Origin of the sequence: Streptomyces sp. KL2, assembly GCF_046529545.1 — a bacterium.
GTDB classification, from domain to species: Bacteria; Actinomycetota; Actinomycetes; order Streptomycetales; family Streptomycetaceae; genus Streptomyces; species Streptomyces radiopugnans.
Genome location: NZ_CP127170.1, coordinates 3,183,221 through 3,204,574, shown reverse-complemented (window position 1 = coordinate 3,204,574; position 21,354 = coordinate 3,183,221). Strand labels below are relative to the sequence as shown.

Sequence of the window (21,354 nt, the reverse complement as noted above, 5' to 3'; positions counted from 1 at the left end):
GGGGTGGGGGACGTGAGCGCACGGCCGTTGTCGTTCGTCGTCGGGACGGGGCGGAGCGGTTCGACCGCGCTGTCCCGTGTGCTGAACCTGCACCGGGACATCCTCAGCCTCAACGAGCTGCTGGCCTCGGTCGGGTCCGAGGGGATGCCCGAAGGGTCCCTGGAGGGCCGGGAGTTCTGGCGGCTCCTGGCCGAGCCCAACCCCACGTTCGACAGGATGGTCCGCAGCGGCGCGCCCATTCCGGAGTTCCTCTACCCGCGCCGCCCGGGGCGTTTCTCGGCCGAAACCACCGGCATCCCCAGGCTGTCCCTGATGGTGCTGCCGCACCTCACCGACGACCCCGACGGCCTGCTGGACGAGCTCGCCCCGCTGGTCTCCGCCTGGCCGCGGCGCCCGGTCGAGGATCAGTACCGGGAGCTGTTCGGGCTGCTGTGCGCCCGGTTCGGGCGCCGGGCGGTGGTGGAGCGCTCGGGTTTCTCGGTGCGGTGGGTGCCGAGGCTGCGGGCGGGCTTCCCCGAGGCGAGGTTCGTCCACCTGTACCGCGGCGGCCCGGACTGCGCGCTGTCGATGAGCCGGCACACCGGTTTCCGGGTGATCTCGATGCTGGAGGAGATGTACGCGCTGCTGGGCCTGGAGTTCGGTGACGAGCTGACGCCCGAGCACGCCCGCGAGCTCCCGCCGGACCTGGCGGGGCTCCTCCAGGACCCGTTCGACCCCCGGCTGGTGTTCGACCGGGTGATGCCGGTGGCCCGGTTCGGGGAGCTGTGGTCGCGGCTGGTGACCGAGTGCCTGGAGCACCTGGCCCGGGTGCCGGAGGCGGCCCGGACGAGCCTTTCGTACGAGGACCTGCTGGACGCACCCGAGCGGGAGCTGTCGCGGCTGGCCGAGTTCGTCGGCGTCGAACCCCACGGGGAGTGGCTGGCGGCGGGCCGGTCGATGCTCGACGCGGGCAGGCGCGGTGCCTCGCTGCGGCTGCCGCCGGACGAGCTGGACGCGCTGCGGAAGGCCTGCGAGCCCGGGGAGCGGGCGCTCGCCGGAGCGTGACACGGGGGCGGCGCGGAGCGCGCCGCGGGGAGCTCCGCGGGGGCGCGCCGGGTGCGGCGGCGGCCGGTGGTCCCACAACCGGCCTGTCGTACGGCGGTGTTACGGTGATCTTCGACCGCCCCCCACGAGCCGCCGACAGCACCTTCGCGTACGCCGAACCACGGGGGGAGTCCATCTTGAGCCGCCGCCGCACCGACCGCCGCAGCAACCGGCGCACCGACACCGCTCGCCGCGGTGCCGCCCACCGCCGGGGCGGCCAGGGCGGCGGGGGCCGTCGGGGCGGCCGCCGCCGGAGACGTCCGCACATACGGGTACTGGCCTCCGTAGCGACCGTCGGGGCCTTCGCCCTCGGCGGATTACTCGTCACCGAGCAGGACTCCGCCGAGTCCCGGACCATGACCAAGCCGCAGGACCCGGACGAGCTGAGAGCCTCCGAGGAGGCGGTGTTCGTACCGCCGTCCCCGTCCCCCTCTCCCTCCGTCTCCGCGTCGCCCTCCCCGTCACCGTCGCCCTCCACGCAGGAGCCGGACGAGCCGGACGAGCAGTCGGTGATCCCGGTCCCGGCGACCGGTCCGGGCACCTTCACCACCGCCCAGGCCTCCGGCGAGGCCGTCGGGCAGGGCACCATCCGCACCTACCAGGTGCAGGTGGAGGACGGCATCGAACTCTCCGCCCGGCAGGCAGCGCAGGAGGTCGCCGCGATCCTCGCCCATCCGCGCGGCTGGACCAACGACGGTGTCAACGGCTTCCGCCTCGTGGCCTCCGGGCCCGCCGACTTCATCGTCAAGATCGCCACCCCCGGCACCGCCGACGCCATCTGCGGCGCCGCCGGGCTCGACACCCGCGGCGAGCTGAACTGCGCCGTCGGCCCCACCGTGGTGGTCAACCTCAAACGCTGGGTGCTGGGATCGCCGCAGTTCGCCGGGCCCGTCACCGAGTACCGGGCGCTGATCGTCAACCACGAGGTCGGCCACCGCATCGGCCACGGCCACGAGACCTGCCCCGGCCCGGGGCGGCCCGCGCCCGCGATGATGCAGCAGATCAAGGGCCTCAAGGGCTGCGTGGCCAACGCCTGGCCCTACGACGCCGACGGCACCTATCTGGGCGGCCCCTCCGTCCCCTGAACCGCCCCCGGCCTCACCCCGCGACGCCGGCGCCCGTAACCCGGCCGGCGCCCGCCGGTGCCGGCATCGCCTCGCGCATGCGGGCGAGGAAGGCCCGGGCCGCCGGCCCCGAGGGACCGTCGGTGCGCCAGGCCAGGGCGATCCGGCCGCGCAGCCGCGGCCGTACGATCTCCAGCGCGCGCAGCCGGTCCCCGGCCTCCGCCGCCGAGCCCGCCGGGAGCACGGCGACGCCCAGACCCCGCGCGGCCAGTTCGGCCAGGACGTGCGGCGCGGCGGCCTCGTAGCCGACGCGCGGCCGGATCCCGGCCGCGGCGCAGGCCCGGTCGAGCACCGCGCGCAGCCCGGTGCCGCGCGGCAGGCTGATCAGGGTGCGCTCACCGAGCGCGGCCAGCGCCACGCTCGCGCGCCCGGCCAGTGGGTCGCCCGGCGGGACGGCCGCGACCAGCGGTTCGTCGACGACGATCCGGAGGTCGACGCCCGGTGGCGGCTCCTCGCCGGTGAGCCCGATCACCGCCACGTCCAGCTCGCCGTGCTGGAGCGCGGCGACCATGCGGTCCGAGACGTCCTCGGTGAGGGTGATCTCCACGTGCGGATGGTCCTCGTGGAAGCCGGCCAGCACGGAGACCACGTCGAGGTCGTGGGTGGCCGCGGCCGAGAACAGCCCGACCGTGACCCGGCCGCGCAGCAGCCCGGTGAACTCGTCCGCGGTCTGCCTCATGCCGTCGACGGCCGCGAGCGCGGCCCGCGCGTAGGGCAGCAGTGCCTCGCCCGCCTCCGTGGGGCGCACCGTGCGGCCGGACCGGTCCAGCAGCGGCTGGCCCAACTCCCTCTCCAACCGGCGGACCTGGGCGCTGACGCCGGGCTGGGCGACGTGCAGGCGCTCGGCGGCGCGGGTGAAGCCGGCCTCCTCCACCACGGCGACGAGATAGCGAAGCTGCCGGATCTCCATAACCGTTGATTCTAGCTTTCATTCCGACCAGATCTTGGACTTATGGGCGAGACGTCACCACCCTGGAGGTCATGGGAAGCGCACAGCACAGCAATGCCCGAATCCCCCGAACCCCCCGAACCGCCGGCACCGCCCGCCGCCCAATCGCCGCCACCGGCCCGGTCCTCGGGCCCGGCGACCCCGGTTACGGCGAGGAGGTCTCCGGTTTCCAGACGGCCTGGACCCACCGCCCCGACCTGGTCGTCGGCGCGGTGGACGCCGAGGACGTACGGCTGGCCGTGTCGTACGCCGCCGGGCGCCGTCTGCCGGTGGCGGTGCAGGCCACCGGGCACGGGCTGTCGGTGGTCGCCGAGGGCGGGGTGCTGATCGGAACCCGGCGGATGACGGGCGTGAGCGTCGACCCGGAGAGCCGTACCGCGCGCGTCGCCGCCGGCGCGCGGTGGGGCGCGGTGGTCGCGGCGGCCGCCGCCCACGGCCTGGCCCCGCTCAACGGCTCCTCGCCGACCGTCGGCGCCGTCGGCTACACCCTGGGCGGCGGCATCGGCCTGCTGGCCCGGCGGTTCGGCTACGCGGCCGACCACGTGCGCGCCCTGGAGGCCGTCACCGCCGACGGCCGGCCGCGCCGCACCGTCCCCGGCGAGGAGCTGTTCGGCGCCCTGCTGGGCACCGGCGGCAACTTCGGGGTGGTGACGGTCATGGAGATCGAACTCTTCCCCGTACCCGCGATCTACGGCGGGCAGCTCGTCTTCGGCGCCCCGCTGGCGGACCGGGCGCTGGAGGTCTGGCGGCGCTGGACGGCGGACGTGCCCGAGACGCTGACCTCCTCCGTCGCCCTGCTCTCCCACCCCGACGTGCCGGCCGTCCCCGCGCCGCTGCGCGGCCGGTACGCCGCCTCGTTCCGGATCGTCCACAGCGGCCCGGCCGAGGAGGGCGAGCGGCTGGTGGCGCCGCTGCGGGCGGTCGGCGAACGGCTCGTGGACGACCTGCGCGAGATGCCGTACGCCGAGTGCGACTCCGTCCACCGCGACCCGCCCTTCCCCCAGCCCTACACCGCCACCAACGCCCTGCTGCGCGAACTGCCGCCCGAGGCGCTGGGCGCGGTGCTCGACACGGTGGGGCCCGGCTCGCCCGTCCCCTGCGTCACGGATGTGCGCCACCTCGGAGGGGCGCTGCGCAGGCGCGGGCCGGCGGGGGTCGCCGTGGACCACCGGGAGGCGGAGTACATCGTGCGCGCCGTCGCCTTCCCCGGTCCTCCGCCCGGCGGCACCGGGCACAGCCTCCGGCAGGTCCGCGACCGGTTCGACCTGCTGCGCGAGGTCCTGGCCCCCTGGACGCTGGGCCACAGCCCGGCCTTCCTCTACGGGGACGGCGAGCGGGCCGGCGAGTCCCAGACCCGCGCGGGCTACGACGCGGGCGCCTACGAGCGGCTGGCGGCCCTCAAGGCCGTCCACGACCCGCACAACCTCTTCCGCTTCAACCGCAACATCAGGCCGGCGGGCGGCGGCCGGCCGGCGGCCACCACGCCGTGACCGTCCCGTCCCCGTGGAACTCCAGGCCGGTTCCCGCGGCCGCGAGCAGGCGGCGGGCGGCGGCGTTGGTCCTGTGCGTACGGGCGAGCAGCCGGGTGGCGCCGGCGGCGCGGGCCTCGCCGAGGAGGAGGGCGAACACCGCCGTGCCGATGCCCCGGCCGCGGTGGGAGCGGCCGAGCCACAGTCCGGCCTCGACCGCGCCCGGCTCCGGGGCGGGGGCCAGCCGGGCGGCTCCGGCGACCGCCTCCCGCGGCCGTCCGTCCTCCCCCGGTTCCGTGACGAGGACGGCGTACACGGTCTCCACCGGATCCGCGCGCAGGGAGCGCGAGCGGTGGAAGCGGACGAACGCCTCGCGCCGGGCGTCCGTCCAGCCGGGCCCGCTCCCGTCCTCGGCGGGCGGCATCACCTCGCCGGGGTCGGCGTCGGAGGCGGCCGTGGCCGCCAGCGCGTCCAGCAGCGCCTCGTCCAGGGGGCGCAGGGCGACGTGGGCGGGGCTCATGAGGTCCATGGGGGCACACTGCCCGAGACGCGCGCCGCTCCCCAACGGCTTTTCGCACCCGGAAGCCGCTCCCGTACGGGGGAATCCGGCAGGCCGCCCCGTGCGCCGACGGCGCGCCGGGGCGGCGCGGCCCTAGTCAGATGCCATGGCTCCCCACGAAGACCGTCACACCACCGGACACACCACCGAAATCACCGCCCACCGCACCGCCGGGACCGCCGCGTCCCTGTCGCGGCGGCGGTTCGCGGTCGGCACCACGACGGCCGCCGCCGTCGCCGGGCTCGGTGCCGCCGCGCCCGCCGCTCCCCCGTCCCGGGCGTCCTCTCCCGGGGACTCCCCCGAACCCGCGGGCGCCGCCGACCGCCAGGCATGCCTGGCGGTGGCCCGCGCCATCCTCCTGCTGGACGAGGACGGCTCCGAACTCACCCCGCGGTACGAGAGGATCCTGCGCGGCGGCCTGCCCCGCTCCGGTACCGCGCAGGGCGGCGCGTCCGGCGCACCCGGCAAGAAGGTGCTGGTCGTCGGCGCGGGCCCGGCCGGACTGGTCACCGCGCTGCTGCTGGGCCGGGCCGGGCACCGCGTCACCGTCGTCGAGGCCAACGGCAACCGGGCCGGCGGCCGGATCAAGACCTTCCGCACCGGCGGCCACGAGGGCGCGGAGCAGCCCTTCGCCGACCCGAGGCAGTACGCGGAGGCCGGGGCCATGCGCATCCCCGGCAGCCACCCGCTGGTGATGGGCCTGATCGACGAACTGGGGCTCAGGCGCCGCCGCTTCCACCTGGTGGACGTGGACACCGACGGCAGGCCCGCGTACCGCACCTGGATCAACGTCAACGGCGTCCGGGTGCGCCGCGCCGACTACGCGAAGGACCCGCGGGCGGTCAACCGGTCCTTCGGCGTGCCCGAGAAGTACCGGGACGTCCCCGCCGCGGTGATCCTGGGCCGGGTCCTGGACCCGGTGCGCGACGAGTACAGCACCGCCGGGCCGGACGGGAAGCGCGTGAACAAGCCGCTGCCGGAGTGCCTGGAGGGCTGGGCGCGGGTGGTCGAGAGGTTCGGCGGCTGGTCGATGCACCGCTTCCTGACCGAGCACGCGGGGTTCGACGAGCGGACGATCGACCTGATCGGCACCCTGGAGAACCTCACCTCGCGCCTGCCCCTGTCCTTCCTGCACAGCTTCATCGGCTGGTCCCTGATCAACCCCGGCACCGTCTTCTGGGAGCTCCAGGGCGGCACCGCCACCCTGGCGGACGCGCTGCTGAAGGAACTCCGGGGCCTGAAGGTCCCGGTGCGCTTCGACCGCCGCGCCACCCGCGTCGAGTACCGCGGGGAGGGGCGGGACGGAAGCGACGGCACCGCGCACATCGGCGCCGACGGCCCGGCGGTGTGGATCGACACCGTATCCGAGGGCCGCGACGGCGCGGTGGTGCGCGAGCAGTTCACCGGCGACTTCGCGGTCCTCACCGTGCCCTTCTCCGGGCTGCGGCAGGTCCAGATCGCCCCGCCGCTGTCGTACGGCAAGCGGCGGGCGGTCACCGAACTGCACTACGACAGCGCCACCAAGGTGCTGCTGGAGTTCAGCCGCCGCTGGTGGGAGTTCGACGAGGCCGACTGGAAGCGCGAGCTGGAACGCGTACGGCCGGGGCTGTACGACGCCTACCGCCTGGGGAGGGCGCCGGACGACGGCAGTCTGCTGGGCGCCCACCCGTCCGTGCCGCGCGGCCACATCTCCGACTCCCAGCGCGTGCACTACACCGCCTGCCGCTGGATCTCCCGGGACCAGCCGGAGGCGGCGGGCGTGACCGGCGGCGGGTCGGTGTGCGACAACCCCAACCGGTTCATGTTCAACCCCTCGCACCGCGTCGAGGGCAGCGAGGGCGGCGTCCTGCTGGCCTCCTACAGCTGGGCCGACGACGCCCGGCGCTGGGACTGCCTGGAGGACGACGCCCGTTACCCGTACGCCCTGCGCGGTGTGCAGCAGGTCTACGGGCAGCGGGTGGAGGTCTTCTACACCGGTGCCGGGCGCACCCAGAGCTGGCAGCGGGACCCGTACGCGTACGGTGAGGCGGCCGTACTGCTGCCGGGGCAGCACACCGAGCTGTTCCCGCTGCTCGGCCGCCGCGAGGGGCCGCTGTTCTTCGCGGGCGACCACACCTCGATCAGGACGGCGTGGATCGAGGGCGCCCTGGAGTCGGCGGTACGAACGGCGCTGGAGGTCCACCGGGCCTGACCCCCCGCCGCTGCCGTACGGCGGGCACCGGGCCCGAAGCGGCCGGGGGAGGGCGGCCCGTCGCCCTCCCCCGGCTCACCCGTGCGGCGGGGCCGTCAGCCCTCGCCCTTGAGGCGGCCCGCGATGCGCACCACGCGCTGCGCCATGTGGTCGAGGGCGGCGTACTCCGCGTCGGTGAGCGGGGCGTCGTTGTTCGCCCCGGTGACGTGGGAGACGCCGTAGGGGTTGCCGTCAGTGAACTTCAGCGGGTCGGTGTAGCCGGGCGCGACGACGAGGCCGCCGAAGTGGTGGATGGTGTTGTACAGGGCCAGCAGCGTCGACTCCTGGCCGCCGTGGGCGGTCTGGGTAGCGGTGAACCCGGCGTACACCTTGTCGGCGAGCAGGCCCTGCTGCCACTGCGGGCCGAGGGTGTCGAGGAACTGCTTGAGCTGGCTGGCGACGTTGCCGTACCGGGTGGGGGAACCGAACAGAACGGCATCGGCCCAGACCACGTCGTCGGCGGTGGCCCTCGGCTCGTCCTTGGTGTTGTCGAAGTGCTGGCTCCACGCGGCGTTGGAGGCGATGGCCTCGTCCGGGGCGAGCTCGGCGACCTGCCGAAGCCGTACCTCCGCGCCCGCCTGTTTGCCCGCCTCGGTCAGGCGCTTGGCCATGCCGTGAATGGTGCCGGTCGCCGAGTAGTAGATCACGGACAGCTTGACATCGCTCATCTGATTCCGACTCCTTGCCCGCGCCGGCGGCCGCTCGGGCGCCGGCGCGTTCCGTTCACCGTCTGCCGGTCGCCACTCTATGCGGCTTTTGGCGCTTTCCACCCGCTTTGAGGTGCCGCGGCTCCATGGCTCCACGGCTCCGCGGCGGGCGGCGGGTTCCACGCCGGGAGTCGGTCAAACCCCGTACGGGCCGGGCGGGAAGACGGGCAGCGGCGCCGGGCCGGGGCCGCCCCGGCCGACTCCGGCGGCCGGCGGGATCCGGCATCGTGAACAATGTGTCCTCGGCGCCCGCCCCGGCACTCCCGGGAACCGGCGTGCGGACAGTCCCACAGCACTCGACCAGCACCGAAGGAGCTCTGGTGGGGGAGACCCAGCGACACAGGGCAGCGAAGCCGTCGTCACCGTCGTCCTGGCCGGCACACGGCCTCAATCTGGTGCGCGGCGCCCTGATAGGCACCGCGGAGACCGTCCCGGGCGTCAGCGGCGGCACCGTGGCCCTCGTGGTCGGCGTGTACGACACGGCCATCGGTTCGGCGAGCCGCCTGGTCACCGGCGTCCGGCTGGCGCTCGCCGACCTCCCCCGGGGGCGGGGGCCGTCCCGGGCCCTCCACGAGATCCGCCAGGTCCGGTGGAACGTCATCGTCCCGCTGCTGATCGGCATGTTCGCCGCGCTGGTGCTGATGGCCGGGCTGGTCGAGGGCTGGGTCGAGGAGCAGCCGGTGCACAGCCGGGCCCTGTTCTTCGGGCTGGTGCTGGCCTCGCTGTGGGTGCCGTTCTCCCTCGCCTCCCGGGCGCCGCTGCCGAACGGCGCCGCCTCCTCCTGGCGGCCGGGCGAGGTCGTCGTGGCCCTGGTGAGCGCGGCGGCGGCCTTCGTGATCGTCAGCCTGCCGCCCGGTGAGGTGGAGGCCACCCCGCTGGTCATCGTGGCCGCGGCGGCGGTCGCGGTCTCCGCGCTGGTGCTGCCCGGCCTGTCCGGTTCGTTCCTGCTGCTGACGTTCGGGCTGTACGAGCGGACCCTCTCCGCCGTCAACGAGCGGGACTTCGGCTACCTGGGCCTGTTCGCGCTCGGCGCCCTCCTGGGCCTGGCCTCCTTCGTCAAGCTGATGCAGTGGCTGCTGGAGAACCGTCAGCGCATCACCCTGGTGGTCCTGACCGGTGTGGTCGCCGGCTGCCTGCGGGCTCTGTGGCCCTGGCAGGACGAGGACCGGGCCCTTCTCGCGCCGGACGGCCAGCTCGGCGCGGCGATCGGATTCGCGGCGCTGGGCTTCGTCGTGGTCGCGGCGTTCGCCGTGGCCGAGCACATCACCAAGAACCGGCGCGAGGCGGCGGCCCGCGCGGCGGAGGCCGTCGCCGCGCCCGGGGGCGCGGGCGGGCGGCACCGCGCCGGGGACCAGCCGTACGCGGGCGCGGCCGCGCCCCGGCACGACACCGAGGGCTGAGACGGGCCGAGGCGCCTTTCGAGGGGCGGGGAGGACACCGGCGCGGCGTCCTCCCCGCCCCTCGGCCGTCCCGCCGAACGTGGAGCAGGGCGGTGCTCCGGCCCCGGGCGCCTCAGGTCGAGCGGGGCGCCGGGGACACGCCGGTCTCGCTCATCCTGAGCGAGTCGCTCCTTCCCGCCGGTCCGGGCGCTGGTGCCGGCTCCAGCCGGCTTCCGGCGCGCCGGAGAACCGGTACCCGGAGAAGTCGGCGACGTGGACGTATCCGATGCGCTGGTGCAGGGCGTTGCTGGTGGGGTTGGCCGGGTCCGCGAACAGGACGACGTCCGTGGCGCCCGCGGTCAGCGCGGCCCTGCTCACCTCGACCGTCACAGCTCCCGCGTAGCCGCGACCCCGGAGGCGGGCCGGGGTGTAGACGGGGTCCACCCGGACCATGCCGCCGACGATCGAGGTCGCGGCCGCCATGGAGACGGGGGTGCCGTCCGCGGTCTCCCAGAACGTGAAGTGCCTGTCGCCGAAGCGCGAGTCGGCCCAGGCGCCGGAGTCGATCAGGTCGATGGAGATCTGCTCCCCGACCTCGACGCAGAACTCACGGCACCAGCGCATGACTTGCCCATGGTCCTCGCGACCCGCGACGCGCCCCCGGCCCTCCGGGCGCGGCTGCGGTGGGGTGAGCGTGCCGAGACGGTACAGACGAGTCCGCCAGAAGGGTGTCGGCGCCGCGTTCGTGTGCCGCTGCCATGACTCGGCGAAGGCGGAGGCCGTGGCGTGGTCCGCGATGACGCCGGAGGGGAGGTGGCCGAGGCCGGCCAGGTGGGTGGCGAGGGTGTCGGCCTGCTCGGCGGAGAGGGGGGTGAGGCCCAGGCGGCCGCGCGAAGTGAGATAGAAGATCGCGTGGACCTCGCCTCCGGACTCCAGTCGGCCGAAGATGGCGGTGACGGGGCCGTGTGCGTCCGGCCTGCGTATCCGCAGTTTCTCGATGTCCGTCAGCGGCGTGTTGTGCAGGGCGGGGCGCGAGCGCAGGAAGCCCCCGGCCCGGGCGAGGAAGTCGTCGACGTCTTCGGTGAGGTGCCAGCCGTCCGGTCGCATGCCTCATGCTCCCGCGTGCGGCGGGTTCCGTGAACAAGCGGTGCGGGACGCATGGAGCGACACTCCTGCAAGCAGTTGCTTGCAAAAGTTAGCGGAGAGAGGCACTGTGGAGACATGGCTTCACTGCATGTCGGCAATCTCGGCGAGTTCCTGCGGGAGCAGCGGCGCAGCGCGCAGCTCTCCCTGCGGCAGCTCGCGGATGCCGCCGGGGTGTCCAATCCGTACCTCAGCCAGATCGAACGGGGGCTGCGCAAGCCCAGCGCCGAGATCCTCCAGCAGCTCGCCAGGGCGCTGCGGATCTCCGCCGAGACGCTCTACGTCCGCGCCGGGATCCTCGACGAGAAGGAGCAGGCGGGACTGGAGGTGCGCAGCGCGATCCTGGCCGACACGTCGATCAACGAGCAGCAGAAGCAGGTGCTGCTCCAGATCTACGGGTCGTTCCGCAAGGAGAACGGACACACCGAGGACGGACCCACCGAGGACGCCTCCGGCCCGGAGGCCGAGGACGCCCCCTCCACCGAGACGAAGCCCCAGACCCCATGAACAGGAGGGATCCTCATGCCCGAGAAGACCGCCGGCGAGGCCGCCAGCAAGACCGGTGACCTCCGCAAGGCCCTGACCGACCCCACCCCGCTGTACTTCGCGGCGGGCGTGATCGACAAGATCCGCCGGACCGCGCCCGAGCGCCTGGCCGCCGTGAAGGACAGGGCCGCCGACCCCAAGGCCGTGCAGGAGCGCCTCGCCCAGCAGGCCAAGGAGACCCAGTCGCGGCTGACCACCGCGCTGTCCGGCTTCGACGCCGACCTGAAGAAGCTGCGCGAGCAGGCCCAGCACCTGGCCCTCCAGAGCGTCGGGCTCGCCGCCGAGTACGCCGTCAAGGCGCGCGAGGGATACGGCGAACTGGCCGAGCGCGGCCGCGGCGCGGTGGAGACCTGGCGCGGCGAGAAGAACGCCGGGGAGAACGGGGAGAGGAACGGCTCCGGCGCCGTTCGCGGACTCCCGGTGAAGGGGAGGCGCGGCGGTGGTGAGGCCGTCACCGTCGAGGCGGGCGGGAAGGAGGAGAAGCCGCGTCCCAAGATGGGCGACACCCGCCGGGCCACGCCCGGCAGGGCCTCCGCCTCGAAGACCTCCGCCTCCAGGGCCGGGGCCTCGAAGACCGCGGCCCGCAGGAGCGCCGCGTCCGAGACCGGCGCCGCGAAGAAGGCCGCCGCCGAGGAGACCCCCAAGACGGTCGCCAAGAAGGCGGCCGCCAGGAAGTCCGCCGCGAAGAAGACCGCCGCGAAGCGGTCCTCCTCCCCGAGGGCGTCGTCGCCGTCGGACAAGCTGCCCACGGACAAGCCCCAGGAGTGAGCACCGCCGGGACCGGGCACGCACTTCGTGTCCGGTCCCCCGACCGGTAGCGTGGAGGGCCGACGACCGGCTCATGGACGGGATGGTGGCCAGCGTGCTGTTGGACGGTTTCTACGGGCTGATGTCCTGGGTGTTCCTGGGCCTGCTCATCTTCAGCATCTTCTGCTTCGTGGACGCGGCGCTGCGCCGCGAGGACGCCTACCGCGCCGCGGACAAGAAGACCAAGGGCTTCTGGCTGATCATCCTGGGGATCACGGTGGCCGTGAACCTCTTCCTGGGGATGCTCTTCCTGACCATCGCGGGGCTGATCGCCAACATCGTCTACGTGGTCGACGTGCGGCCCGCGCTCGTCCAGGTCGGCGGGGGCGGCTTCCGCCGCGGCAGCAGCAGCGACGGCCCCTACGGCCCGTACAACGGCGGCCGCTGAGCCGTCGGCCGCCCGAGCCGGCCGGGCCCGCCCGTCTGAACGGGCCGCCCGGCCGCCGCTCGTCCGGGGTCAGCCCCGGTCGAGCAGCATCACCGCCACGTCGTCCGTCAGCTCGTCGCCGTTCAGCTCCCGCACCTCGGCCAGTACGGCGTCCAGCAGCTCCTCGCCGCGCAGCCCGGCGGCCATACGGTGCCCGACGATCCCGAGCATGCCCTCCTGGCCCAGGCGCTGCTCGCCCTGGCCGATCCGGCCCTCGATCAGCCCGTCGGTGTACATCATCAGGCTCCACGAGCCGCCCAGCTCCACCTGGGTGCGGGGCCAGCGGGCCTTCGGCAGGACGCCCAGCGCCGGGCCGCCGCCCTCCTCGTGGTGCGGCAGCAGCCGCGGCCCGCGCCCGCCGCCCGCCACCAGCGGCGCGGGGTGCCCGGCCAGGCACAGCCCGGCCCGCCGGCCGTCCGGCGCGATGTCGACGGTGCACAGCGTGGCGAAGATCTCGTCGCTGGATCGCTCGTGTTCCAGCACCCGCTGGAGGGTGCCCAGGAGCTGGTCGCCGCAGAGCCCGGCGAAGGTCAGCGCCCGCCAGGCGATCCGCAGCTCCACCCCCAGTGCCGCCTCGTCCGGGCCGTGCCCGCACACATCGCCGATCATGGCGTGGACGGTCCCGTCCGCGGTGCGCACGGTGTCGTAGAAGTCGCCGCCGAGCAGCGCCCGGGAGCGTCCGGGCCGGTAGCGGGCGGCGAACCGCAGTTCCGAGCCGTCCAGCAGCGGGGTGGGCAGCAGCCCGCGCTCCAGCCGGGCGTTCTCCTGGGCCCGCAGCCGCGACTCGGTGAGCTGCCGCTGGGCCAGGTCCGCCCGCTTGCGCTCGACCGCGTAGCGGACGGCCCGGCTCAGCACCCGGCCGTCCAGCTCGTCGCGGAAGAGGAAGTCCTGCGCCCCGACGCGTACGGCCTCGGCCGCGCGCTCGGCGTCGTCCTCGGCGGTGAGCGCCAGCACCGCGTGCCGGGGCGCCAGCCGCAGCACCCGGCGCAGTATGTCCAGCTCGTCCCCGCCCTCCTCCTGCTCTCCACCGGCGGTGCTGCCGTCGGACAGCGCCAGGTCCAGCAGGATGCAGTGGACATCGTCGGTGAGCAGCCGCTCGGCCTCGGTGAGGTTGCGGGCGGTACGGACCCTCACCCGGCCCCCGGAGGCGTCGAGCAGCTCGGGAATGGCCAGGGAGCCCGCCGGGTCGTCCTCGATGAGAAGCAGGGTCAGCCCGCCGGGGGAACCGGGAGGACCGGAAGGACCGGGGGAACCGGTCCTCGGACCGGCGGACTGCCGCGGCAGTGCCACGGTCATCACCTCGTCGCCCATCGATACGGGCATGCCAGAATTCCTCTTCCCTCCCCCCGAGGGCGCACAGGCGTCAGGGTGGAGACGCCCCGGGCGACCATAGCGGCCCCGGGGCCCTGCACGGAATGCCTTGTGGCATATGCCAAACGGCCGACGGGCAACCAACCGAGGCAGTCTACGCGTCAGGCCGCACCACACCGAGGATCGGCAGCGATCCCGCGCCGGCGGTGGTGATCTGCCGGCCGGTCCGCGGCGCGTGGACCATCACGCCGTCGCCGACGTACATGCCGACATGACTGGCGTCACGCTTGTAGACGATCAGGTCGCCCGGGCGCATGTCGGTGATGTCCACCCGCGGCAGCAGCCTCCACTGCTCCTGCGAGGTGCGCGGGATCCGCAGGCCCGCCGCCTCCCAGGCACGCAGTGTCAGCCCCGAGCAGTCGAAGGTGCCCGGGCCCTCGGCGCCCCACTCGTAGTCCTTGCCGATCTGGGCCATGGCGTACCCGACGGCCTTCCTGCCGCGCGCCGACGCCCGCTGGCCGATCTCCTCCAGCACACCGGACTCCAGCCAGCGCGCCTGCCGGGCCCAGGCCGCCTCGTCCTCCAGCTCCCGCAGCCGCTTCAGCTCGTCGGCCTCCAGCCGCGACTCCAGCTTCTCGGCCTTCGCCAGCTCGGCCTCGACGTCCTTCTTCGCCCTGGCCTTCCGCTTGCGGTCCGCCTCCAGCTTCGCCCACCGGCCGGTGGCCTCGTCCGCGTACTCGTCCAGGTCCTCGTTGGCCGTCCGCAGCTTCGCGATCAGCCCCTTGGCCGCCCGGTCGCCCTTGTGGAGCAGGCCGAGGTCGCGCAGGAAGTCCTCCGGATCACCGCCGAGGACCAGCCGCGCGGAGGGCGGCAGACCGCCGCCGCGGTACTGCGCGCGGGCCATCGCCCCGGCCCGGTCCGTCAGATCGTCCAGCTGCCCCCGGGTCCGCACGATCGCCCGGGCCAGCCGTACGATCTCGCGCCGCTGCCTCTCGGCCCGCTCATCGGCCGCGTTGTACTCCTCGGTGGCCGATTCCGCCCTGTCATGGAGCTTCTCGATCTTCTTCCGGAGCTCCTCCAGGCGCGCGGTGGAGCCCTCGCCGGCCCCCTCGTCCGGCTGCCCGGCCTGCCCGGGCCTCCCCTCCTCCCCGGGCTCCGGGGCCGAGGGCGGGGGCGAGGCCCGGACGACGCCCTTCCCCTGCGCGCCCGGCCCGCCCGGTTCCGCCCGGGCCGCTCCCGCCGGCGCCACCAGCAGCGCGAACTGCGCGCACACGAGTGCGCAGACGGCCGCCCCCACGGACACGGCACCCGCCGACGGCCTTCCCCGGCGTGCCGTACCGGCGCCGCCCCCCTGCCCTTCCACGCGTCTCCCTTCCACGCACGTCACACGGTCCCTACCCACGCGTAACGAGTCCCAGCCGGGGATGGTGCCACGTCGGCCACTCCGGCGACAGAGGGCGCGGCCGGCCCCCTCCGACGGCGCGCCGGCAGCCGCACCGGCGACCTCGTCAACTGCACCGTCCGCCGAGGTTCACCTCTCGTTCACTCTCGGCCGCCGGGCGCTTCACCTGTCCTGCCTAATTTCGGCCTCATGGGGAGCGCGCCCGGTCGCCGGCGGACGCGGACCGCCCCGCATGCTGAACGACGAGACCCGGACACACCTCACCGCTTGCCGTCCCCACCGGCGGGCCCCAGGAAGGAACTGAACGAAGTGAAGCTTCAGCCCACCAACCGGCTCCGCACGCTCGCCATCGGCGCCGCCGTGGTTTCCAGCGCACTGGTCCTGAGCGCCTGCGGCTCGGACGACAACACCGGGGGCGGCAACGAGGGCGGCGGCACCAAGGCCGCCAGCAACATCAAGTGCGACGGCGAGGGCAACCTCCTCGCGTCCGGCTCCAGCGCCCAGAAGAACGCGATGGACATCTGGGTCAAGAACTACCAGGCGGCCTGCGAGGGCTCCGCGGTCAACTACAAGCCCACCGGCTCCGGCGCGGGCATCCAGGAGTTCCTCCAGGGCAAGACCGGCTTCGCCGGCTCCGACTCGGCCCTGAAGGAGGAGGAGGTCGAGCAGTCCAAGAAGGTCTGCGAGGGCGGCCAGGGCATCAACCTGCCGATGGTCGGCGGCCCGGTGGCCGTCGGCTACAACCTGGCCGGTGTCGACGACCTGGTCCTGGACGCCGAGACCATCGCCAAGATCTTCGACTCGAAGATCACCCAGTGGGACGACGAGGCGATCAAGAAGCTGAACCCGGACGCCAAGCTGCCGTCCACCAAGATCCAGGCCTTCCACCGCTCCGACGAGTCCGGCACCACCGACAACTTCACCGAGTACCTGCACGCCGCCGCGCCCGACGCCTGGAAGTACGAGCCCGCCAAGGCGTGGGCCGGCAAGGGCGGCCAGTCGGCCGACGGCTCCTCCGGTGTGGCCACCAACGTCAAGAACAACGACGGTGCCATCGGCTACTTCGAGCTGTCCTACGCCGAAGGCAACAACATCCCGACCGTGAAGCTCGACACCGGTGCCGCCGAGCCCGTCGAGGCCACCGTCGACAACGCCACCAAGGCCATCGCCGCCGGCAAGGTCGTCGGCGAGGGCAGCGACCTGGCCATGGAGCTGGACTACGCCACCAAGGCCGACGGCGCCTACCCGATCGTCCTGGTGACCTACGAGATCGTCTGCGACAAGGGCAACAGCAAGGAGTCCCTGGACCTGACCAAGTCCTTCCTGACCTACACGGCCAGCGAGGACGGCCAGAGCGCGCTGGCCGACGCCGGCTACGCCCCGATCCCCGACGAGATCATCGCCAAGGTCCGCGAGACCATCTCCTCCCTCTCCTGACGCAGCAGGCGGCCGGCCCCGCACCCCAGCGGGGCCGGCCGCACGGCCGCGTCCGGGCACGGAACCGCTCCGCACACGAACGACCCATCCGGTGCACCGCCGCCAGGGGATGAAACCCCTAACCAGACCGGAGAAACCATGGACATAGCACCCACCGCCTCCGCCGCCCCGCAGAACCCACCACCGAAGGGCCCCTCCGGCAAGGACTCCGCCACCCGCCCGGGCGACCGGATCTTCCTCGGCCTCTCCCGGGGCTCCGGCATCGCGCTGCTGGTGATCATGGCCGCCATCGCGGTCTTCCTCACCTGGCGCACCCTGGTCGCCCTCGCCGAGAACGAGGGCAACTTCCTCACCACCTTCGAGTGGAGCGCCAACGCCGACCCGCCGGTCTTCGGCATCGCGGTCCTGGCCTACGGCACGATCGTCAGCTCGATCATCGCGATGGTCCTCGCCGTCCCCGTGGCCGTCGGCATCGCCCTGTTCATCTCGCACTACGCGCCGCGCCGGGTCGCCACCCCGCTGGCGTACGTGGTGGACCTGCTCGCCGCCGTCCCCAGCATCATCTACGGCCTGTGGGGCGCCCTGTTCCTGGTGCCGCACCTGACCGGCCTGTACGAGTGGTTCGACCAGTTCCTCGGCTGGACGGGCGTCCTCTCCTACGACGGCGGCGCCCCGCGCTCGCTGTTCACCGTCGGCATCCTGCTGGCGATCATGATCCTGCCGATCGTCACCAACGTCAGCCGCGAGGTCTTCAAGCAGTCCCCGAAGATGCAGGAGGAGGCCGCGCTCGCGCTCGGCGCCACCCGGTGGGAGGTCATCAGGATGGCCGTCCTGCCCTTCGGCCGCTCCGGTGTGATCAGCGCCTCGATGCTCGGCCTGGGCCGTGCGCTGGGCGAGACGATGGCGGTCGCCACCGTCCTCTCCCCCAACTTCCTGATCAACGTCAGCCTCCTCAACCCCGGCGGCGGCACCTTCGCCCAGAACATCGCCGCGGGCTTCAAGGAGGCCGGCGACATCGGCCGTGACGCCCTGATCGCGTCCGGCCTCGTCCTGTTCGTCATCACCCTTCTGGTGAACGGTGCGGCCCGGCTGATCATCGCCCGCCGCAAGGAGTACTCGGGGGCGAACGCCTGATGAGCAACGCAGTCATGGAGAAGCCCCCGGTCGCCGTGCCGCCCCCCGGCGGCACCCTCAAGCAGCCCCGCCTGCCGCGCTGGGCCCCCGTCGGCCTCGCCCTGCTCTCCGCGGGCGCCGGCGCCGGGGCCGGCCTGGCGTTCGGCCTGGCCAGCCGCATCCAGTGGGGCCTGATCGCCGCGATCGTCTACGTCGTGGCCACCTACGCCCTCACCACGGCCGTCGAGGGCCGCCGCCAGGCCAAGGACCGGCTGGCCACCAGTCTGATCTGGGTCAGCTTCCTGGTCGCCGTCCTCCCGCTGGCCTCCCTGATCTGGGAGACGATCGCACGCGGCACCAAGGTGCTGGACGGGTACTTCCTCACCCACTCCATGAGCGGCGTGATCACCCTCCAGCCCGGCGGCGGCATCTACCACGCGATCATCGGCACCGTCGAGCAGGTCGGCATCGCCACCCTGATCGCCGCGCCGATCGGCCTGCTGACCGCGATCTACCTGGTCGAGTACGGGCGCGGCAGACTCGCCACGGCCGTCACCTTCTTCGTCGACGTCATGACCGGCATCCCCTCGATCGTCGCCGGCCTGTTCGTCCTGTCCTTCTGGATCATCATCCTCGACTTCGGCTACTCCGGCTTCGCCGGCGCCATGGCGCTGGCGATCCTGATGATGCCGATCGTCGTGCGCTCCACCGAGGAGATGCTCAAGCTCGTCCCGAACGAGCTGCGCGAGGCGTCCCTGGCGCTGGGCGTGCCCAAGTGGCGCACCATCCTCAAGGTCGTGCTGCCCACCGCGATCGGCGGCATCACCACGGGCGTCATGCTCGCCGTCGCCCGTATCGCCGGTGAGACCGCGCCGATCCTGCTGCTGGTGTTCGGCGCCCAGTCGATCAACAACAATCCCTTCGAGGGCGCCCAGTCCTCCCTGCCGTACTACGTCTACGAGCAGTGGGCCAACGGCAACGAGGCCTCCTACGACCGAGCCTGGGCGGCGGCCCTCGTGCTGATCGCCTTCGTGATGATCCTGAACCTGGTGGCCCGCGGCATAGCCCGCTGGAAGGCCCCGAAGACCGGCCGCTGACCGGCCGCACGAGCAGAAGAGAAGTGATTCCCATGGCCAAGCGCATCGACGTCAGCGGCCTCACCGCGTACTACGGCTCCCACAAGGCGATCGAGGACATCTCGATGTCCGTCGAGCCCCGCTCCGTGACCGCCTTCATCGGCCCGTCCGGCTGCGGCAAGTCCACCTTCCTGCGCACCCTCAACCGCATGCACGAGGTCACCCCCGGCGGACGCGTCGAGGGCAAGGTGATGCTCGACAACGAGGACCTGTACGCCGGCGGCGTCGACCCGGTCTCCGTCCGCCGCACCATCGGCATGGTCTTCCAGCGCCCGAACCCGTTCCCCACCATGTCGATCTACGACAACGTGGCGGCGGGCCTCCGGCTCAACGGCTCCTACAAGAAGTCGCAGCTCGACGACGTCGTCGAGAAGTCCCTCAAGGGCGCCAACCTCTGGAACGAGGTCAAGGACCGCCTGAACAAGCCCGGCTCCGGCCTCTCCGGCGGCCAGCAGCAGCGGCTGTGCATCGCCCGCGCCATCGCGGTCGAGCCGCAGGTGCTGCTGATGGACGAGCCGTGCTCCGCGCTCGACCCGATCTCCACCCTCGCCATCGAGGACCTGATCTGCGAGCTGAAGGAGCGCTTCACGATCGTCATCGTGACCCACAACATGCAGCAGGCCGCGCGTGTCTCGGACCGCACCGCGTTCTTCAACCTGGCGGCGGTCGGCCAGCCCGGCAAGCTGATCGAGATCGACGACACCGAGCGCATCTTCTCCAACCCCTCGGTCCAGGCCACCGAGGACTACATCTCGGGCCGCTTCGGCTGATCCGGCCGGCCCCGGCCCGCCCCGGCCGTCTGCGGTGCTGCATGGCGGTGCCACCGCAAGACGAAACGCCCGCCCCCCGGCTCCCGGGGGGCGGGCGTCCCATGTTCCGGGCCCGCGGACGGCGGACACGGCCTCAGCCGGCGACCATCTTCACCGCCCAGTAACTCACCGCGGCCACCAGCGCGGCGGCCGGCATCGTGATGAACCAGCCGAGCACGATGTTCTTCGCGACGCCCCAGCGCACCGCGCTGACCCGCTTGGTGGCGCCCACGCCCATGATCGCGGAGGTGATCACATGGGTGGTGGAGATCGGGGCGTGGAACATGAACGAGGCGGTGTACATCACCGACGCCGCCGTCGTCTCGGCGGCGAAGCCCTGGGGCGGGTCCAGTTCGATGATCCGGCGCCCCAGCGTCCGCATGATCCGCCAGCCTCCGGCGTACGTGCCCAGCGACAGCATCAGCGCGCAGGAGACCTTGACCCAGATCGGGATCTGGCCGTGGTCCTGGACGTCCGCGATCACCAGGGCCATCACCACGATGCCCATCGTCTTCTGCGCGTCCTGCAGGCCGTGGCCGAGCGCCATGCCCGCCGCCGAGACCGTCTGGGCCATGCGGAAGCCGCGCTTGGCGCGCTGCGGGTTGGCCCTGCGGAACAGCCACAGGATGACCACCATCACCAGGTAGCCGAGCAGCAGGCCGACCAGCGGCGAGACGAACATCGGGATGACGATCTTCGAGAACACCCCGGACCAGTACACCGCGATGCCGCCCGCCAGCGCCGCGCCCACCATGCCGCCGAACAGGGCGTGCGAGGAGGAGGACGGCAGGCCGAAGTACCAGGTGATCATGTTCCAGGTGATCGCCCCGACCAGCGCCGCGAACAGGATCGCCATCCCGCTCCGGCCGTCCGGCGTCTCGATCAGCCCCTCGCTGACGGTCTTGGCGACGCCGCTGCCCAGGAAGGCGCCCGCCAGGTTCATCACCGCCGCCATCAGCAGCGCGGCCCGGGGGGTGAGCGCACGGGTGGAGACGGAGGTGGCGATGGCGTTCGCCGAGTCGTGGAAGCCGTTGGTGTAGGTGAAGAAGAGCGCGACCCCGACGGTCAGTACGAGCGCGAAGGTGTCCACGTGGTTCAGGACTCCTTGACGGCGATGGTCTCCACCGTGTTCGCCACGTGCTCGAAGGCGTCGGCCGCCTCCTCCAGGACATCCACGATCTGCTTGAGCTTGAGCACCTCGATCGCGTCGTACTTGCCGTTGAACAGGTGGGCCAGCAGCCTGCGGTGGATCTGGTCGGCCTGGTTCTCCAGCCTGTTGACCTCGATCCAGTACTCGGTGAGGTTGGCCATCGTCCGCAGGTTCGGCATCGCCTCGGCGGTCAGCTCGGCCGCCCGGGCCAGGACCTCGATCTGCTGCTCGACCCCCTTGGGCAGCTCCTCGATCTGGTAGAGGACGACGAGGTCGACGGCCTCCTCCATGAAGTCCATGATGTCGTCGAGCGACGACGCGAGCCGGTAGATGTCCTCGCGGTCGAACGGCGTGATGAACGAGGAGTTCAGCTGGTGGAAGATCGCGTGGGTGGCGTCGTCACCGGCGTGCTCGGCAGCACGCATGCGCTCCGAGATCTCGGCCCGGGCCGAGGTCTCCGCCCCGAGCAGTTCCATCAGGAGTTTCGAACCCGTGACGATGTTGTCCGCGGAAGCGGCGAACATGTCATAGAAGCTCGTCTCCCTGGGGGTCAGACGAAAGCGCACTGGGATT

20 protein-coding genes are annotated in these 21,354 nt (G+C 72.9%); 12 read left to right on the top strand and 8 right to left on the bottom strand.

Annotated elements, in window-relative coordinates; genetic code table 11:
• Nucleotides 1-12: 12 nt before the first annotated feature.
• Together QPK52_RS14495 and QPK52_RS14490 are read left to right on the top strand one after the other, a co-directional pair.
• The gene (locus QPK52_RS14495) at nt 13-1,044 is read left to right on the top strand and encodes a sulfotransferase (RefSeq protein WP_410537895.1); all 1,032 of its coding nucleotides are present in this window, start codon (nt 13-15) and stop codon (nt 1,042-1,044) included.
• Between the two features lie 176 nt (nt 1,045-1,220).
• Nucleotides 1,221-2,168, top strand: coding sequence for a DUF3152 domain-containing protein (locus QPK52_RS14490; RefSeq protein ID WP_410537894.1), 948 nt, complete (start codon nt 1,221-1,223; stop codon nt 2,166-2,168).
• 13 nt (nt 2,169-2,181) lie between these two features.
• Here the strand turns inward: QPK52_RS14490 and QPK52_RS14485 are convergent, their stop codons facing one another.
• Nucleotides 2,182-3,117, bottom strand: coding sequence for a LysR family transcriptional regulator (locus tag QPK52_RS14485; protein ID WP_410537893.1), 936 nt, complete (start codon nt 3,115-3,117; stop codon nt 2,182-2,184).
• 71 nt (nt 3,118-3,188) lie between these two features.
• Here QPK52_RS14485 and QPK52_RS14480 point away from each other — a divergent pair, with 71 nt between their 5' ends.
• Entirely contained in the window at nt 3,189-4,646 is a 1,458-nt protein-coding gene (locus QPK52_RS14480) for an FAD-binding oxidoreductase (protein WP_410537892.1), read from the top strand.
• Here QPK52_RS14480 and QPK52_RS14475 read toward each other — a convergent pair.
• On the bottom strand, nt 4,603-5,154 hold the full coding sequence (locus QPK52_RS14475; protein WP_410537891.1) for a GNAT family N-acetyltransferase: 552 nt from the start codon (nt 5,152-5,154) through the stop codon (nt 4,603-4,605). The two genes, QPK52_RS14480 and QPK52_RS14475, sit on opposite strands and share 44 nt — an antisense overlap.
• Nucleotides 5,155-5,290: 136 nt before the next feature.
• Between QPK52_RS14475 and QPK52_RS14470 the strand changes: the two genes are divergently transcribed.
• Complete coding sequence (locus QPK52_RS14470) at nt 5,291-7,375, top strand: flavin monoamine oxidase family protein (RefSeq protein WP_410537890.1); 2,085 nt, start codon at nt 5,291-5,293, stop codon at nt 7,373-7,375.
• Between the two features lie 95 nt (nt 7,376-7,470).
• On the opposite strand, the gene wrbA is transcribed toward QPK52_RS14470, so the two are convergent.
• On the bottom strand, nt 7,471-8,082 hold the full coding sequence (gene wrbA, locus QPK52_RS14465; RefSeq protein WP_410537889.1) for an NAD(P)H:quinone oxidoreductase: 612 nt from the start codon (nt 8,080-8,082) through the stop codon (nt 7,471-7,473).
• Nucleotides 8,083-8,441: 359 nt separating this feature from the next.
• Here wrbA and QPK52_RS14460 point away from each other — a divergent pair, with 359 nt between their 5' ends.
• Nucleotides 8,442-9,521 carry a DUF368 domain-containing protein gene (locus QPK52_RS14460; RefSeq protein ID WP_410537888.1) on the top strand — a complete coding sequence of 360 codons (1,080 nt, stop codon included), beginning with the start codon at nt 8,442-8,444 and terminating at the stop codon, nt 9,519-9,521.
• Between the two features lie 150 nt (nt 9,522-9,671).
• Here the strand turns inward: QPK52_RS14460 and QPK52_RS14455 are convergent, their stop codons facing one another.
• The gene (locus QPK52_RS14455; RefSeq protein WP_410537887.1) at nt 9,672-10,607 is read right to left on the bottom strand and encodes a GNAT family N-acetyltransferase; all 936 of its coding nucleotides are present in this window, start codon (nt 10,605-10,607) and stop codon (nt 9,672-9,674) included.
• A 114-nt stretch (nt 10,608-10,721) separates the two neighbouring features.
• Between QPK52_RS14455 and QPK52_RS14450 the strand changes: the two genes are divergently transcribed.
• The 3 genes from QPK52_RS14450 (at nt 10,722) to QPK52_RS14440 (ending at nt 12,384) form a co-directional block, all read left to right on the top strand.
• Complete coding sequence (locus QPK52_RS14450; RefSeq protein WP_093658680.1) at nt 10,722-11,150, top strand: helix-turn-helix domain-containing protein; 429 nt, start codon at nt 10,722-10,724, stop codon at nt 11,148-11,150.
• A 15-nt stretch (nt 11,151-11,165) separates the two neighbouring features.
• Nucleotides 11,166-11,957: a hypothetical protein gene (locus tag QPK52_RS14445; RefSeq protein ID WP_410537886.1), complete on the top strand. Its 792-nt coding sequence runs from the start codon at nt 11,166-11,168 to the stop codon at nt 11,955-11,957.
• Nucleotides 11,958-12,051: 94 nt separating this feature from the next.
• Nucleotides 12,052-12,384 (top strand): DUF2516 family protein, encoded by a 333-nt coding sequence (locus QPK52_RS14440; protein WP_410540335.1) that lies wholly within the window; start codon nt 12,052-12,054, stop codon nt 12,382-12,384.
• A gap of 69 nt (nt 12,385-12,453) precedes the next feature.
• Here the strand turns inward: QPK52_RS14440 and QPK52_RS14435 are convergent, their stop codons facing one another.
• Both QPK52_RS14435 and QPK52_RS14430 read right to left on the bottom strand, forming a co-directional pair.
• Nucleotides 12,454-13,746 carry a PP2C family protein-serine/threonine phosphatase gene (locus QPK52_RS14435; RefSeq protein ID WP_410537885.1) on the bottom strand — a complete coding sequence of 431 codons (1,293 nt, stop codon included), beginning with the start codon at nt 13,744-13,746 and terminating at the stop codon, nt 12,454-12,456.
• Between the two features lie 142 nt (nt 13,747-13,888).
• Nucleotides 13,889-15,031, bottom strand: a complete 1,143-nt coding sequence (locus tag QPK52_RS14430; protein WP_410537884.1) for an NlpC/P60 family protein — start codon at nt 15,029-15,031, stop codon at nt 13,889-13,891.
• Between the two features lie 414 nt (nt 15,032-15,445).
• Here QPK52_RS14430 and pstS point away from each other — a divergent pair, with 414 nt between their 5' ends.
• The 4 genes from pstS (at nt 15,446) to pstB (ending at nt 19,592) form a co-directional block, all read left to right on the top strand.
• Nucleotides 15,446-16,573: a phosphate ABC transporter substrate-binding protein PstS gene (gene pstS, locus QPK52_RS14425; RefSeq protein ID WP_093658674.1), complete on the top strand. Its 1,128-nt coding sequence runs from the start codon at nt 15,446-15,448 to the stop codon at nt 16,571-16,573.
• Between the two features lie 138 nt (nt 16,574-16,711).
• Nucleotides 16,712-17,707 carry a phosphate ABC transporter permease subunit PstC gene (pstC, locus tag QPK52_RS14420; protein WP_410537883.1) on the top strand — a complete coding sequence of 332 codons (996 nt, stop codon included), beginning with the start codon at nt 16,712-16,714 and terminating at the stop codon, nt 17,705-17,707.
• On the top strand, nt 17,707-18,783 hold the full coding sequence (gene pstA / locus QPK52_RS14415; protein WP_410537882.1) for a phosphate ABC transporter permease PstA: 1,077 nt from the start codon (nt 17,707-17,709) through the stop codon (nt 18,781-18,783). Before pstC ends, pstA begins: the two co-directional genes overlap by 1 nt.
• A 32-nt stretch (nt 18,784-18,815) precedes the next feature.
• On the top strand, nt 18,816-19,592 hold the full coding sequence (gene pstB, locus QPK52_RS14410) for a phosphate ABC transporter ATP-binding protein PstB (RefSeq protein ID WP_410537881.1): 777 nt from the start codon (nt 18,816-18,818) through the stop codon (nt 19,590-19,592).
• Between the two features lie 133 nt (nt 19,593-19,725).
• On the opposite strand, the gene QPK52_RS14405 is transcribed toward pstB, so the two are convergent.
• Together QPK52_RS14405 and QPK52_RS14400 are read right to left on the bottom strand one after the other, a co-directional pair.
• On the bottom strand, nt 19,726-20,721 hold the full coding sequence (locus QPK52_RS14405; protein WP_410537880.1) for an anion permease: 996 nt from the start codon (nt 20,719-20,721) through the stop codon (nt 19,726-19,728).
• A gap of 5 nt (nt 20,722-20,726) precedes the next feature.
• Complete coding sequence (locus QPK52_RS14400) at nt 20,727-21,347, bottom strand: DUF47 domain-containing protein (protein ID WP_410537879.1); 621 nt, start codon at nt 21,345-21,347, stop codon at nt 20,727-20,729.
• Nucleotides 21,348-21,354: the final 7 nt, after the last annotated feature.

Bases quoted from the DNA above. Each gene is read 5' to 3' on its own strand.
- QPK52_RS14485 (WP_410537893.1), bottom strand. From the start codon at position 3,117: ATGGAGATCCGGCAGCTTCGCTATCTCGTCGCCGTGGTGGAGGAGGCC.
- QPK52_RS14480 (WP_410537892.1), top strand. From the start codon at position 3,189: ATGGGAAGCGCACAGCACAGCAATGCCCGAATCCCCCGAACCCCCCGA.
- pstC (WP_410537883.1), top strand. From the start codon at position 16,712: ATGGACATAGCACCCACCGCCTCCGCCGCCCCGCAGAACCCACCACCG.
- QPK52_RS14475 (WP_410537891.1), bottom strand. From the start codon at position 5,154: ATGGACCTCATGAGCCCCGCCCACGTCGCCCTGCGCCCCCTGGACGAG.
- pstB (WP_410537881.1), top strand. From the start codon at position 18,816: ATGGCCAAGCGCATCGACGTCAGCGGCCTCACCGCGTACTACGGCTCC.
- pstA (WP_410537882.1), top strand. From the start codon at position 17,707: ATGAGCAACGCAGTCATGGAGAAGCCCCCGGTCGCCGTGCCGCCCCCC.
- QPK52_RS14455 (WP_410537887.1), bottom strand. From the start codon at position 10,607: ATGCGACCGGACGGCTGGCACCTCACCGAAGACGTCGACGACTTCCTC.
- wrbA (WP_410537889.1), bottom strand. From the start codon at position 8,082: ATGAGCGATGTCAAGCTGTCCGTGATCTACTACTCGGCGACCGGCACC.
- QPK52_RS14470 (WP_410537890.1), top strand. From the start codon at position 5,291: ATGGCTCCCCACGAAGACCGTCACACCACCGGACACACCACCGAAATC.
- QPK52_RS14435 (WP_410537885.1), bottom strand. From the start codon at position 13,746: ATGCCCGTATCGATGGGCGACGAGGTGATGACCGTGGCACTGCCGCGG.
- QPK52_RS14445 (WP_410537886.1), top strand. From the start codon at position 11,166: ATGCCCGAGAAGACCGCCGGCGAGGCCGCCAGCAAGACCGGTGACCTC.
- QPK52_RS14450 (WP_093658680.1), top strand. From the start codon at position 10,722: ATGGCTTCACTGCATGTCGGCAATCTCGGCGAGTTCCTGCGGGAGCAG.